Below are 14,166 nucleotides of genomic sequence, written 5' to 3'. Positions count from 1 at the left end.
TTAAGGCTTTGACCAATTATCATTGGTTGACTTATTGATGATTTGTTGTAGACCTTTGTCAACCGGATTCCGTATAACAGATATGAGCATTAACGATAAACTTAAGAACATACTGATGCAATTACGATCGCACTTCGAGCAACTCTACGGCGATCGGCTCACCCAAATGGTGCTTTACGGTTCCCAAGCGCGAGGCGATGCACATCCAGACTCAGATATAGATGTGTTAGTAGTTCTGAAAGCGCCTGTTCAAGCAGGCGAAGAAATTGATAGAACTCTTGAGATTGTAGCAGATTTGTCGCTCCAAAATGATGAAGTGATTAGCTGCCAGTTTATGAATGAAGAAAAATTCACTAATTATCAAGGCCCTTTGCTCAGAAATATCCGTAAAGAGGGAATTTTAATATGACATCTGCTCAATTAAACTTACTCGCAAAAGCTCGTCAAAGCCTTTCAGCAGCCAAGTTAATGTTAGATGGCGAATACCCGGATTATGCAGCATCTCGCGCCTACTACACCATGTTTTATATTGCCGAAGCATTTTTAGAAGGGGAAGGGTTATCTTTTTCTAAACATTCCGCATTCATTAGCGCCTTTGGCAGAGAATTTGCTCGTACAGAAAGAGTTCCTGTTAAGTTTCACCAATACCTCATCAGAGCTCAAGAGTTGCGAAATGCTGGAGACTACGGCGAACTTGATGCCGTTACCAGCGATCAAGCCGCAGAATCGATCGCCCAAGCTGAAGAATTTATAGAATTAGCCCAAAATGCGATCGGCACTCTACCGCCGCCCTAAAATAGAATACCCAGATACCCGACTTCTTGAAAAAGTCGGGTATCTAAAAATAGCACTTACGCGGGGGCGAGAAACCGGGTTTTTTTACAAAAATATTTCGTTCCCACCCACAGATTAGGTAAAAAACCCGGTTTCTTTGCGTGGAGTGTGTCCAGAAGTGTAAAACAAGAGCACCGCCCCTACAAACTAATGACCGGCCGCCGCTCCAGCCGCCCGTTTGAAAGCCTCATCCAGGACTTCCGAAAGCGTCGGGTGAGTGTGAACTCGGAATGCTAAAGTGTTCACCGAATCGCGCTGGGCGATCGCATTTGCCGCTTCCTGAATCAAATCCGAAGCGTGCAAACCGAAAATGTGAACTCCCAACAACTCCCCAGTATCTTTCCGGTAAATCACCTTAGCCATACCGTCGGTTTCACCCTCCGCAATAGCCTTAGAATTTCCCTTAAAATAACTCTTGACAGAAGCGACCTCAAACCCTTCAGCTTTTCCTAACTCCTTCGCCGCAGGTTCCGTCATTCCCACATAGCTAATTTCCGGGTGAGTAAACGCCGCCGCCGGGATACTCAAATAGTCAACTTCGCGAGATCGCCCGCAAATATTTTCCACCGCAGCAATTCCCTGAGCAGACGCAGAATGCGCTAACATCATTTTGCCGTTAACATCGCCGATCGCCCACAAATTCGCGATCGGTTCTCCCGCCGCCGCCAAAACCTGCATCTTATCGTTAACTGGGATATAACCGCGCATCGTTTCCACGCCAACAGTTTCTAACCCCAAATTCTTACTCACCGGAACCCGGCCAGTTGCCACCAGACAAGCATCAACTTCCAAAACTTCGACAACTTCCTTAGTTTTGAAATCAGCTAATTCAATAATTACCGGCGAACCAGGAATAATTTTTTTCGCCAACAACCCAACTTTTGTTTCTATATCGCGGGGTGCAATTAACACTCGTTCTGCCAACTTAGCAATATCCGGGTCAAAAGTCGGCATCAATTGATCTAGAGCTTCAATCATCGTAATTTCGCAGCCTAGGGCCGTGTAAATATCCGAAAACTCCAAACCGATGTAACCGCTACCAATAATTGCGATCCACTTCGGCAGCGATTCCAACCTAACAGCATCGTCGCTGGTAAATACAGTTTTGCCGTCAATTTCTATCCCAGGGGGGACGAAAGGAATTGAACCGGGAGCGAGGATAATATCCTTGGCAGTAATAGTTTTCTCACCTTTATCGGTTTCGACGGTAATTTTTTGAGCACTGGCAATTTTGCCCCAACCTTGGATGACATCCACGTTCAAACGTTTGAGGCTGTTGGTCAAGTCGCCACGAAGTTTGCTAACAATAGTATTAGCGTGATTGGCGATCGCCCCGCGATCGAAATCCACACTCCCCAATTGAATTCCCAAAGTCTTCAGATGGTGGGCATTCCGCAAATCCCGCACCCGCCCGGAAGCCGCCAACAGCGCCTTAGAGGGAATGCAGCCGCGGTTGACGCAAGTCCCCCCCATGTCCGCTGCTTCGATAATTGCCACTTTCAGGCCGCAGCTAACCGCGTGTATGGCCGCGCCGTGTCCGCCCACGCCAGCGCCGATAATTGCTAAATCGTAATCAAATCCCTGAGTCACCTTAAAATCTCCTAATGCCTTTGAAATCTTAGGATTCAAGCAAAAAACACCGTATGTCCGTCCTTTCGAGCTGGCGCGTTGCCATCGCAACCCTTGAACAGCGGTAATAGTTGCATAAGTCCTGTTTCCTTATTCTCGACTAGACTAGGGTTAATTAGACAACGAAAGAGCCGTAACTGAGATTTTTTCAGGGTCAAGGATTTTGAGCTGGGTCTGCACCAAGTCTCAAATCACTCAGTAGGCGGGTGTAGAGTTAAATATAGTTTGAAGGCTGACAATGCCCGTTGCAGGTTTTATATGGGGCAGCAAGTTCAGCCACAGGCATTCCCATCGCCCGGTTAAATTCTGTCCTCCTGCTTGTTTTACTCGGTTTTCATGTCTAATATCTGCACGCGCCGGGGCGGACAGAGTTTGTTGGCAACTTTTAGACCCTATGGAGTGGCTTATGACGGATGACGACGACCAGAAAGATTTACGCCGGGCCTCGGCTCAATCATTTTTTGAGTCCCTGGATGAATTGTTCGATTCTATAGAATCGAACAGCACTCAAGCGGCACAACCTAAATCTCCACCGCCTCCGGCTAAGTCTTCGAGTCAGTCTTCGAGTTTGCCGAAGAAGACTAGACCTGCGAAAATTAATTTGTCGGATTTGGAAGATGCGATCGCCGATTTGGAACAGTTTATCCAGAGCAAACACCAGAAACGCCCTGAATCCAATCAATAGTGCGTTGACACATTTTCAAGTATTGACTGTTGACTGTTGACAAGCGAAAAATTTTAGACCGAAGTTCCAGCTCCCAGATTCATCTGTGGAGTCAATTTTTAAATTTCAAATCTCAAATCTAAAATCTAAAATCGACTGGCTGTTAACGGTGCTTTAAGCTTAAGCTGTTTAGGTTGCAACCTACAATATATTGATATTTCGTTGAGGATTGCTTTACAAGAATTAAGCCAAATAAATTAGCTCAATTTACTATTAATAGCCTTAGTTTTAGGCTTTGAGTGCTGCGGTAATTGCCTCGATCGCACTTCGATCGCGCGATCGCCTATCGCACTCAAAGGCAACTCCCATTCATCAATATCATTGCGGAACTTCACCGGAATATCAGCACCGTTAATAATCGCTCCCAACAGCCGCGGCCCGTATTTATGCGACTCCTCATCCTCAGATTCCAGCAACTGATCTGCAGCCTCAGACAACATACTAGACAAAGTGTAACCAGGCCGCGCCACCAAAATCATACCGTCCGTGTAGGGTTCCAGCGTCAGCGCGTCGTTGCACTCGCTCAAGGCCGGAGAATCCACAACCACAAAATCAAAGCGGTTGCGAACATCCTCAAACAATCTCCGCATTTCGCTTGATTCTAGTACGGCGGAGGCTTGCCGCAAAAAGCCGGGACTCGGCACGACGTATAGGTTCTCTACCTCTGGAACCAAAAGGACGCACTCGCTAATATTGCCGTAATAGTGCAAAGGTTCCACAGTCGCCAGAGGATCAGCAGCAATTTTCAAAGATTCAACGTTAGAAGGCGATCGCAAATCTGCTTCAATTAGCAAAGTCCGTTTACCCGATCGAGCCGATGCAATTGCCAAATTGTAAGCACTAAAAGTTTTCCCCTCCAAAGGCGCCGCCGAAGTCAGCAACACCACCTTCACCGGTTTGTTGCCGATCCGGCGCAAATTAGTACGCAACCGCTCGTAAAATTCCAAATAGGGAGAATTTGCCTCCAGGGCCAGAGGCATTTCATCGCCGTAGGAATCAAACACCGTCACTTCAGGCAAAACTGCCAGTATCGGCACCTCTTTTTCCACCAAAGCCGCCCGCACTTCTTCCCAACTGTAAAACTTGCCGTTGAGCATCCCCAACAAAAATATCAACCCCCCGCCCAGCAGCAATCCCACAAATCCGCCCACCGCCAGCATCACGGGCAAACCTCTCTTGTTTGACTCAACGTCATCAGTTTGTGGCAATTGGGCGATTCTCAAACTCCCCGTTGTCTCAGCTACCGCCGCCTCAGCATCTACCAAAGCCGACTGCATCTTGTCGTAGAGAGCTTTTTTGAACGCCACTTGCTGCGCTAACCGCGCTTGTTCTAACTGCTTGTTGGGGATTGTCGCGTGTTCCCGACGCAATTCTTTTTCAGTTTTCTCGATTCCTTGGAGTTGCTGTTGCACCGTATCCCGCTGCGTTTGCAAAGCAATCAAAGTTTGAGCTAACTGCTGTCTGGCCGGATCTAAAGAAGAGTCTACCCGAATTCGATCGGCACTTCTGAGCGGAGCCCCCACCCCGTTACCGCCGAGTACCTCAGATTGCCGCTGCTGCAACTGCTGCTCAAAAGCTTGTTTTTGTTTGAGCAATTCTACAATTTTCGGGTGTTCCTCCTGCAAGTCGCTGCGGAGAATTTTGAGCTGAGATTCGATCGAAAACAATTGCACTCGCAGTTGGGCAATAATTGGATCGGCAGAGAGTGCTTGAGCGACGTAAGCTTGCTCCACATTCAATCCCAAGCGATCCTGCAAACTATTAATTTGAGCTTCAATTCCTCCCAACTGCACGCGGAGTTGCCGCTGCTGCTGTTGGCTGCTGGTAATCGCTAGCGGCAAAGCACCGCTCTGAGCTGCTAAAATTGAAGTTCCTTCTCGTTTTTCGTAGGCTTCAAGTTTTGCTTCCGTCTCTCTAAGTTCCTGAGTTACTTTCGGCAAACGCTGGTTAATTTGGGTGATCGTTGCTCGCAGTCTAGAAGTATTAAATTTTTTGCTGTACTCCACCATTTCGTTCATCAGCGTCTCTACTACCTCTACTGCTTTTTTACGATCGGCATTTTTGTACAATACTTGAATCAAAGCGCTGGGGTCATTATTCTTACTGGGCATCTTTACTTGCACATCTTTTCCCAGCTTTTTAGCCAAAGCTTGTGCTTTTTTTGCCGCTTCTTCTTTGTTTAATTTTTCTTCGGGTTTGATGAGTTTTTCTGCTGCTGGTTTAACTACCATTTTATCCAGCAGCATCTCTTTAGTTATTTCTTGTCCTTCCTGTTGAATTTTAGTAGTAGTCGATGAAAAAATCACGTTCGGCCTGTCGTAGGCCAGGGTACCTATTGCAACGTAAACTGACGCCGCCTTTGGCTGCACAGCCACTACTCCTGACACGCCCACAGTCACCGCGAGAGTAGCCAGTCCCACCCACTTGTATTGGTCGAAAGCAATTAAATAACGTTTGACAACGGATAAAGTCATGACGATTTTATATTTAAAATTTGAGATTGCTAATTGTTAACGATAACTAATGATTGCTGACAAATGATACCCATTTCCCCAAAAGCTGCAACTGTAGGTAAGTTGTAAACGCATATCGCATAAGTCATTCCCCATCGAAAATCGAAAATTGAAAATGGTATGACTACCTATTATTAGGTGACGGGCCAAACAGATCTTTTACCCCATTTCTCAACTGCTCAAAGAACAGAATAAATCCCAAAGTATCCCGGAATGGTCGAGTAAAAGTATTGATTACATAACTAATGCGCTCTACCAAATTCCTACCAATCACAATCACATCATTATCTTCGAGCATCGGGTTCTGAGCAACATTGCCCTCCAAAGCAGCTTTAGCATCTATCGAACGGTTGATTGCTCTACCTTGCTTTTCGTCGAACCGAATCAGGGCTATTTTCCGCAAGTCAGCTAAGTTAACAGGCAAGTTGTTGAGAGCATCCAAGAACTTGCTGCCATTTTCTACGTAGAACGAGGTCAAACCACCACTAGCGTAACTCAAAACTCGAACGTAGATCCTGGGCTTAATCAGGGTAGACCGCGCCACCAGAGCTTTGTCATAGTCTAGGTTTTTGGTACTAGCGTCCAATTCCGGGATGACAATCACATCTCCCGAGGCTAAAGGAAAATCAAACAAATCGTTAGCGTTTGCTAGGGGAGTGTAGAGGTCGATTGGTTCCTCCACCGACGAGCCGTCCATCAGCGTCCGTCGCACTCGCACCGCCCGCAAATCGGCTTTTCCCGTGACTCCCCCCGCAATCCCCAAAGCAGCCGAAATTTGACCCGAACCCGCCGGAAGCGTGTAAAAACCAGGTTTGCTGACTTCTCCGGTGACAGTGATTTGGACGGGGACAGCAGCAGCAGCGAGGCTGTACCTGGATGCTAAATCTTGATCGGATTTGCGATCGGGCATAACCTGTTTATACGGTACGACGATCGCATCTCCATCTTCCAAACGCAAATCCGGCGGAGCAATACCAGTTTGCAACGGTGTCAAAATATCAACAACTTGCTCCGCCACATCACCTCCCGGCAGAGTCCGCCGCACCCGCACCGCCCGCAGTTCCGCCGTAGGAGTAGTCCCAGCAGCAGCCGCCAGAGCAGCAGGAAGCTGGGGGGTTTGCAGCGGATAAAAACCCGGTCTGGCCACTTCCCCCGTCACCGTCACCACTACGGGGCGCTGAACCAGCAAAGCAGCCGAGACTTGAGGATTTTTGATAAATTGGCCAAAGCGCTCCCGGAGGCGCTGCTGTGATTCTTCCACAGTAAGACCACGCACATTTACTGTTCCGATTAGCGGCAGTACAATTACCCCTTCAGGGCTGATTGCACCCGTAAAACCTAGCTCTGGGAAGCGCTGAACTTGAACAGAAATCTGGTCTCCCGGGCCCAGGCGGTAGGGCCGATTCCGAAAAGCTGGGTTAATATCCCGGTTGAAATTGGCAGGCGGCGGTGGCGGTACACGCAATGGCGGTGACGCCACGAGTCGCTCGGAACCAGGAACAACAGATTGAGCTAAAGCCGTTTCCGAAAAATTTTTGCTATTAAAACCCCAGAATACAGCAGCAAAAGATAGAGTCCAAGCAGTTGAATACAGGCCTGCCAAGGAAAAAGCGAGGCGATTTTTAATTGGGGATTTTTCCCGCATTTTGAGAGGATTTAAAAAAGTATTATTTTGAATAATGACCTGAGTTGTAAGTTTCATCTAAATATAGCGACTAGAAAAAACACTAAGATATTTTAGGGGCGAGTTGAATCCGGATATTTACTAGGAAGCAGTTTATTGTCGCAAAACCAGCCCACGCCCTAGGCTGATTTATTTGCACCTACCTACTTACTCAAACCGAAAAGTTTCTGTAATTAATTTAGCCTGAACACTTTCACCGAGAGATTCGAGCAAGGGTTGAGCTATCTTAATGTCGCCCTGCGGTTGAATGGGAAGGATGATACTGACAGCAACCCAAGAGGCGCGGCGGTTCGAGAGTCTAGCAATGCTGTCTTCCCAAAACCAGCGGCTGGTTGTTGGAGAACCCCCGTTAGGCCAAGCGTACCACTGCACGACAGCAAAAGTTTGTTGGGGAGTCCAGCTTCGGAAAAACCTGGCCTCGACATTAGGCGGTGGCTGGTCGGGTATTGGTGCTAATTTAACTGTAAACCTCAAAGTGCGATGAGAATCGGTTTGCCACCGGTGAAATCCATCGATATCTAGCCATTCCACTTGGGGCTGGTTTTTGGCGTAATTTTGAGGCAACAGCAATAAAATGGCAATTGTTTGATCATTTTTAATTTCTTCAACTAACCATCTGTGAGCGCCAATTTGGACGTTATTCTGAACGGCTATAACCTGCCACCCAGGAATTTTTATCCCGTTTTGGCGCAAACTTCTTAATTGCTTAAGGTTGGCAAGGGTTGGCGGGTTTGTCCAAGGCCACCTTCCCGTCGCGTAGCCGGGAATTGCTACTGCCCCAACTAATACCAGCAAAAACACCAGTACCATAATTTTAGATAATTGATACCGTCGCAGTAGTTTCTGTGCTGAAATCATCTGTTTTATTAATTGCCAGACTGACTGGGGAAATACTTTTCCATCCCGTTGAGGAGAAGTACCAATAACCCTAGTATACAAGCAGAATACAAATCTCCTCCCCATCCGGCGTGCAGCCAAGTAAAAAGCCCCTCTCTCTCGGTTCCGTGAAAGTAAGTTAGCAAAGTGTTGCGTAAAATATTGGAAGTAATGCTAATGATAGAGGTACTAACTAAAAACAAAATACTTTTTTTGCGAGAGTTCCAAACTCCCATCCAATCCAGCAGAATTAAGCTGACATAAAGACTGGTAAACAGCATTTTTAAGCCTGCACAGTGTGGAGCAACTTCTACAATGCGCTCGTTTACGTACAGATAAATTGCTTCCACTCTCACGTTGATACCAACCTTAATTAATATCCAGCCTGATGTTTCAGCAATGAATTGCTGCAAGGGCAAGGCGTAGGGTTCTATAAGGTAAGGAATGTGGTTCGGCGAGGCCAGAAATACGAATAAAAGCGGCCTCGCCTGCAATTGTAAGCCGGGAATTCCTTTTAAAGATAACCAAATGCTGGCCAGCATTACGGGGAGGGATAAATTTACTAAATCGCTCAAGCGACTCAGATAAAAAAGCGTGGCTAGTATCAGCAAAAAGCCTCCCAAAGGGTTCGGTGAGTTGGGCAAGCTGCGCCAGCACTTTCGGTTCATCCAAGCAATATAAGCTGCGTAGGGCAAACCAATGAGTCCGTGGCTGAAATATTCGTGTTCGATGCTGATGCTTTTGTTGAGCCAGCCGTCGTACCAGTGTACTAGCAGGGGGGCGTACAGTAGCACTAGGAGCACCGTGATACCTTCCCCCAGGAGGTATCGCTTGAAAACAATGCGAATTCTGCGCTGGATGTGCATGGTTTGAGAAGTTTTAAGATTGCCGCGCTGGATTCGCAACGCTTTCGGGTTTTAAACTGTGAGTTAAAGATTTGTTAATTCCCCACCAAAACGCTTTGAGAAACGCACCCTACTGCTTGAAACACCTCCAGCATAAATTTTATGAACAATTAGCAATTCAATGATAGTTCGATCGCCCTAACAACTTGCTCGATCTGAGTATTGCTCAATCCGGGATACATTGGCAATGATAAAATTTGTTGGCACAGGGTTTCTGCGTGGGGGAAGTCGCCCCGATTGCCTAAGTTTTGGTAGGCGGGTTGCAGGTGACAAGGTAGGGGATAGTGTATGCCTGTTTGAATCCCGTCTTGGGCGAGTTTTTCCTGAAGGGTGTTGCGGTCGATCGAGCTTTTCTCAGTAATTTGGATAACATAGAGGTGATAAATGTGACCGCTGCTGCTGTGGTTGGCGATCGGTACAATGCCTTTGTGTTTCAGGGGTTCTAGTAGAGTATCGTAGTATTGGGCGGCGGCGGTGCGATCGCGATTCCATTTTTTTAAGTAAGGCAATTTCACATTGAGTACGGCGGCTTGCAAATTGTCGAGGCGGCTGTTTGTACCGATTTCTGTGTGCAAATATTTGCTTGGTGCTCCGTAATTGCGGAGAGTTCGCATTTTGTCTGCGAGTTGTGCATCGTTAGTAATTAACATCCCGCCGTCGCCAAAAGAACCGAGGTTTTTGCTGGGATAAAAGCTGAATGCTGCTGCTTTACCAATGGAACCCGCGCGGTATCCTTCTCTGTGGGCTAAGTGCGCTTGGGCGGCATCTTCAAATATGATTAAATCGTGGCGCTTCGCAAAATCTAAAAGCTGCCCGGGCGATACCATTTGACCGTAGAGGTGTACGGGGATAATTGCTTTAGTTTTCGAGGTAACTGCTGTTTCGGCTGCTGTGAGGTCAATCAGGGCGGTTTCCGGGTCACAATCTACAAGAATAGGTATAGCTTTGGCTTGAATCACGCCAATTATCGTAGCGATAAAGGTGTTAGCCGGGATGATAATCTCGTCCCCCGGATTAATGCCGCAAGCTTGCAGTCCCAGAGCGATCGCATCAGTTCCACAAGCCACTCCTACGCCGTATTTTACTCCAGAAGCTGCTGCAAATGCTGTTTCAAATTCGGCGAGTGCTTGACCTAAAATAAAGTCTCCTTCTTGGATGATTTTTATAATTGCTTCTGCTATTTGGGATTGGATTGGGTGGTGTTGCAGGGAGAAATTTACAAAGGGAACTTTGGGCGGGCGATTACTCATAAACTATCAGGGCGTAATTATTTATATTAACATTTAAGTGCGGATAGCTTTTAAAATATTTTAACCGCAGAGGGCGCCTAGTAACAGAGGGAAAATGGAGATTATTTACGGAAGAGCTGCCCTTCACGTACTTTTTTTTGAGTCAGCAAATAAATGAAATTTTTTCGGTAATATAGAAGCAGATAATTTTACAGCAATCGCAATCATGGAATACAAAAAACTCGGCGACAGCGACTTATCAGTATCGGAAATCTGTTTGGGTACGATGACTTACGGCCAGCAGAACACCGTTGCAGAAGCGGCCCAACAGCTCGATTTTGCGATCGATAGAGGAATCAATTTTATCGATACGGCAGAAATGTATCCCGTCCCTGGAAAGGCAGAAACTCAGGGAAAAACAGAGGAATATATCGGCGAATGGTTGGCGAAACAGCAGCGGGATAAAGTCATTATAGCTACTAAAGTGGCGGGGAGAAGCACTCGATTAAAGTGGATTCGGGAAGGGAAAAATCAGATCGATCGCCCAAATGTCGAAAAAGCGCTGAATGACAGCCTGAAGCGCTTGCAAACTGACTACATCGACCTCTATCAGATCCACTGGCCAGACCGCTACGTGCCCTTATTTGGCGCGCCGGATTACGACATCGCCCAAGAACAGGAAACAGTACCGATTTTGGAACAGTTAGAGGTATTTGCTGATTTAATTAAAGCTGGGAAAATCCGCTATTTGGGTTTGAGTAACGAGACGCCTTGGGGAGTTTGCGAGTTTTGCACGTTGGCTGAAAAACACGGCTTGCCGAAGGTTGTTTCGATTCAGAATGCTTTCAGTTTGAGCAATCGGACATTTCACCTAAATTTAGCAGAAACTTGCCGCTTTAAGAATGTGGGATTGATGGCTTACAGTCCTTTGGGCTTTGGGCTGTTAACGGGTAAATACTTGAATGGAATTCCCGAAAATTCTAGGTTGGCTTTATTTGCGGGATTTGGTCAGCGTTATGATAAAACTAATCTGAATGATGCGGTGAAAGCCTATGTTGAGATTGCGGGGAAACATGGGATAAGTCCGGCGCAGATGGCTTTGGCGTATGTGCGATCGCGCTGGTTTGTAACTAGCACAATTATCGGTGCAACCAGCCTAGAACAGTTGGAGGAAAATATCGGTAGTTTGGAGGTGAATTTGGATCGGGAGATTATAGCGGAAATCGATGCGGTGCACGCTAAGTATCCGAATCCGACACCGTAAGTTTATTAGTAGGTTGGGTTGAGGTAACGAACCCTACGTTTCACTTCACCCAACTTACCGCTTTAATATGCGAAAATTACATAGACAGAACTTACGCACTCCGCCAAAGAAACCGGGTTTTTTACTGAATCTGCGGGCTGTAACGAAGTATTATCGCAAAAAACCCGGTTTCTGAGTTCCCATGCGTAAGTTTTATTTGAGGAAGTTTGAAACTTTTGGTTGGGAAAAGGTTTTTGAATGCGATCGCACTCACGTATTAGATGTGCTCAGAGGTTTTCTTGAGGAAGTGATGCAGCTAGCTGTGGATAAGGGTTACATCACGCTGGAAGAGAAGGAGGAATTTATTCGTCCGGCTTTTGCTAGCAGTACGGATACTGTGGTAGGCGTTGCTGAGTTAGAGTATGAATAGGAGGAATAATTTATGCAATGCAAGCGAATGTAAATCAACCCATATCCGTAAAAACGGCAAGAAGAAAGGAAAACAGAATCACATTTGTGTGCAATGTGGTCGTCAATTCATTAATCAGTATGAATCCCATCGAGGTTATAGCCAGAGCATCAAACGTGATTGCCTAAAAATGTACGTCAATGGTATGGGTTTACGGCCGATAGAACGAGTTAAGGGAGTTCATCATACCACGGTAATAAATTGGGTAAAACAAGTCGGAGAACTGTTACCAGATGTTTATGACCCTGAAGTCATTCCACCAGTTGGCGAGCTCGATGAATTACAAACTTATGTAAAAAAAAACAGACAAAATCTGGTTGTGGACAGCGGTTGACCATTTTCGACCAGGAATTTTAGGATGGGTATTAAGCTGTTACGCATTTAAATTGGAAATTCCGGACAGGCTAGAAGCCCGTCCCACAAGAGTTGTATTGATTTTTGACAGACAGTTTAAATGTCGAACAGCTTAGGGGATCTAGCGTGCTAAGACATTTGAACCATTATGGAACCAAGTAAGTGCATGGAACTGCTACTTTTATGTAACTGATGGATGGTCTGTATATCCCATGTTTATTCCTGATGAGGATCAGATTATCAGTAAGACTTATATGACACTCCTTAGAAGGAGAAAATACAAGACTAAGACATTATTTAGCCAGACTACATCGGAAGACTCTTTGTTATTCTAAGTGTGAGAAAATGCTCAAGCATTCTATTAAGTTATTAATACATTACTTGAAATTTCACGATATTCCCATTCCTGGGGTATTCATACCTTGATTCAGCAACGCCCGGATACTGTGGTATTAGGAAAGTAGTTGGTTTGGGTGGGGTTTTGGGCGATCGACCTTTTTGTGGTTAATGAATATTTTAACCTTGTTTAACATCTATTCCCAGCGCTGGGAATAGGCGCACTTTTTGTTGTCAATGAATATTTCAACCGCAGATAATGTACGGGCGAGACACCCGTACCACAAATCATGTACGGGCGAGACGCCCGTACCACAATGAAAGAGGATGTTTTGGGCGATCGCTCTTGACGCAGAGGACATGGGAGAGAGGGGCGAACAAGCCCGTACTATCCTGAAGTGAGTAATCTATTTCCCTGGTTTCGCAAAGCCCCAATCATAGTCAACAATACTTTTAAAGTAAACGTTCTATTAAGTTTCCCTGATAGGGATTTACCCTCCTAAAAAACATGGAGTTTAAATAGGAGGGCTTGGAATAGCAAACTTGACTTGTAGCAAGCATATTTCAATCCCTAATAGGGAGCGTTGTTTGCCCAGAGTAGGGCAACCAGTTTGCTGTTCCTGTTAACAGGATAGCCCACGACCGAAAAAATGTCAAGTCATGCTAGCTACAAGTCTAAACACTGATATATAATTATTGATGAGGATACCCAGTCACTAAAAACGGAAAAGGCCCGCCTGAAGTACAAATTCAGACAGTGCCCTCGCTTTCGCTAGGTAGCTCAGTTGGTGTGAAGTTAAGAGGTCAAACCAACACAAGTAAACCCAACTACTTTGAAATATATGTTCCACAACTGTAACCCACAAGACGGACAATTGTTTGCCAACCTTCGGCGGGCTAAGATCGCTCTCTCTGCTTTGGCGAAGTCGTACCGGGCTTTGGCGGAGTCGCACCGGGCTTTGGCGGAGTCGCACCGCAGTCTGCTTGAGGAAAACGAAGCAAAGGATGAAACTATTAAAGACCAGCAACAGATAATAGATGACTTGAAGCGCGAACTTGATTGTCAGCCAAATTACTGCGAAAACGATGGTTCATCAAACTGCATAATGTCACGATCGCGAATATGTTACGGATAGACTAGGAATCTCATAGAAACCTCGATCGCCCTTCCCATCCAAAAAATATGACAATGGTAAAGGGCGATCGCACTTCACTTAAATGCTTAATACCAATTTTATGTGAAGCTGCATATAATATAGAGATAGCGTGTATGGTGCGTTTTATGGCTCGTAATTTAAAAATCACAATTGAAGAAAGTGTAGAATTTTTAGAAAAACAACTAAAAAATACTCGTACTGCCAGTCAGAAAG

14 protein-coding genes and 1 pseudogene are annotated in these 14,166 nt (G+C 45.9%); 8 read left to right on the top strand and 7 right to left on the bottom strand.

Going from position 1 to position 14,166, the window contains the following annotated elements:
* Window positions 1-82: 82 nt before the first annotated feature.
* Together QUA40_RS24415 and QUA40_RS24410 are read left to right on the top strand one after the other, a co-directional pair.
* A complete protein-coding gene (locus tag QUA40_RS24415) occupies window positions 83-409 on the top strand; it encodes a nucleotidyltransferase domain-containing protein (RefSeq protein ID WP_333130681.1) in 327 nt (108 codons plus the stop codon).
* Window positions 406-795, top strand: a complete 390-nt coding sequence (locus QUA40_RS24410; RefSeq protein ID WP_333130679.1) for a HEPN domain-containing protein — start codon at window positions 406-408, stop codon at window positions 793-795. The genes QUA40_RS24415 and QUA40_RS24410 overlap by 4 nt, the downstream gene beginning before the upstream one ends.
* A 186-nt stretch (window positions 796-981) precedes the next feature.
* On the opposite strand, the gene lpdA is transcribed toward QUA40_RS24410, so the two are convergent.
* On the bottom strand, window positions 982-2,424 hold the full coding sequence (gene lpdA, locus QUA40_RS24405; RefSeq protein WP_333130677.1) for a dihydrolipoyl dehydrogenase: 1,443 nt from the start codon (window positions 2,422-2,424) through the stop codon (window positions 982-984).
* Between the two features lie 445 nt (window positions 2,425-2,869).
* Here lpdA and QUA40_RS24400 point away from each other — a divergent pair, with 445 nt between their 5' ends.
* Window positions 2,870-3,148 (top strand): hypothetical protein, encoded by a 279-nt coding sequence (locus tag QUA40_RS24400; RefSeq protein WP_333130675.1) that lies wholly within the window; start codon window positions 2,870-2,872, stop codon window positions 3,146-3,148.
* A gap of 236 nt (window positions 3,149-3,384) precedes the next feature.
* On the opposite strand, the gene QUA40_RS24395 is transcribed toward QUA40_RS24400, so the two are convergent.
* The 5 genes from QUA40_RS24395 to QUA40_RS24375 form a co-directional block, all read right to left on the bottom strand.
* Entirely contained in the window at window positions 3,385-5,661 is a 2,277-nt protein-coding gene (locus QUA40_RS24395; protein ID WP_333130673.1) for an AAA family ATPase, read from the bottom strand.
* A gap of 163 nt (window positions 5,662-5,824) precedes the next feature.
* The gene (locus QUA40_RS24390) at window positions 5,825-7,402 is read right to left on the bottom strand and encodes a polysaccharide biosynthesis/export family protein (protein WP_333130671.1); all 1,578 of its coding nucleotides are present in this window, start codon (window positions 7,400-7,402) and stop codon (window positions 5,825-5,827) included.
* A 129-nt stretch (window positions 7,403-7,531) separates the two neighbouring features.
* On the bottom strand, window positions 7,532-8,242 hold the full coding sequence (locus QUA40_RS24385; RefSeq protein ID WP_333130669.1) for a cyanoexosortase B system-associated protein: 711 nt from the start codon (window positions 8,240-8,242) through the stop codon (window positions 7,532-7,534).
* A gap of 8 nt (window positions 8,243-8,250) precedes the next feature.
* Window positions 8,251-9,126 (bottom strand): cyanoexosortase B, encoded by an 876-nt coding sequence (gene crtB, locus QUA40_RS24380; protein ID WP_333130667.1) that lies wholly within the window; start codon window positions 9,124-9,126, stop codon window positions 8,251-8,253.
* A gap of 149 nt (window positions 9,127-9,275) precedes the next feature.
* On the bottom strand, window positions 9,276-10,415 hold the full coding sequence (locus QUA40_RS24375) for a DegT/DnrJ/EryC1/StrS family aminotransferase (protein WP_333130665.1): 1,140 nt from the start codon (window positions 10,413-10,415) through the stop codon (window positions 9,276-9,278).
* A gap of 205 nt (window positions 10,416-10,620) precedes the next feature.
* Here QUA40_RS24375 and QUA40_RS24370 point away from each other — a divergent pair, with 205 nt between their 5' ends.
* The 3 genes and pseudogenes from QUA40_RS24370 to QUA40_RS24360 all read left to right on the top strand — a co-directional run bounded on the left by QUA40_RS24370 (window position 10,621) and on the right by QUA40_RS24360 (window position 12,886).
* Complete coding sequence (locus QUA40_RS24370; protein WP_333130663.1) at window positions 10,621-11,658, top strand: NADP(H)-dependent aldo-keto reductase; 1,038 nt, start codon at window positions 10,621-10,623, stop codon at window positions 11,656-11,658.
* Window positions 11,659-11,839: 181 nt separating this feature from the next.
* Entirely contained in the window at window positions 11,840-12,067 is a 228-nt protein-coding gene (locus QUA40_RS24365) for a hypothetical protein (RefSeq protein ID WP_333130661.1), read from the top strand.
* Window positions 12,060-12,886: pseudogene (locus QUA40_RS24360) on the top strand (IS1 family transposase). Before QUA40_RS24365 ends, QUA40_RS24360 begins: the two are co-directional and overlap by 8 nt.
* Before the next feature lie 107 nt (window positions 12,887-12,993).
* Here QUA40_RS24360 and QUA40_RS24355 read toward each other — a convergent pair.
* Window positions 12,994-13,158 carry a hypothetical protein gene (locus QUA40_RS24355; RefSeq protein WP_333130659.1) on the bottom strand — a complete coding sequence of 55 codons (165 nt, stop codon included), beginning with the start codon at window positions 13,156-13,158 and terminating at the stop codon, window positions 12,994-12,996.
* A 480-nt stretch (window positions 13,159-13,638) separates the two neighbouring features.
* Here QUA40_RS24355 and QUA40_RS24350 point away from each other — a divergent pair, with 480 nt between their 5' ends.
* Both QUA40_RS24350 and QUA40_RS24345 read left to right on the top strand, forming a co-directional pair.
* Entirely contained in the window at window positions 13,639-13,932 is a 294-nt protein-coding gene (locus QUA40_RS24350; protein WP_333130657.1) for a hypothetical protein, read from the top strand.
* Between the two features lie 47 nt (window positions 13,933-13,979).
* Window positions 13,980-14,166, top strand: a 187-nt coding sequence (locus tag QUA40_RS24345) for a hypothetical protein (protein WP_333130655.1), incomplete at its 3' end; no start/stop codon positions are given.

It is taken from the genome of Microcoleus sp. Pol11C3, from assembly GCF_036701485.1.
Taxonomy (GTDB): domain Bacteria; phylum Cyanobacteriota; class Cyanobacteriia; order Cyanobacteriales; family Microcoleaceae; genus Microcoleus.
Note: the sequence above shows the minus strand (reverse complement) of the source record. Positions and strands in the feature narration are given on the sequence as shown.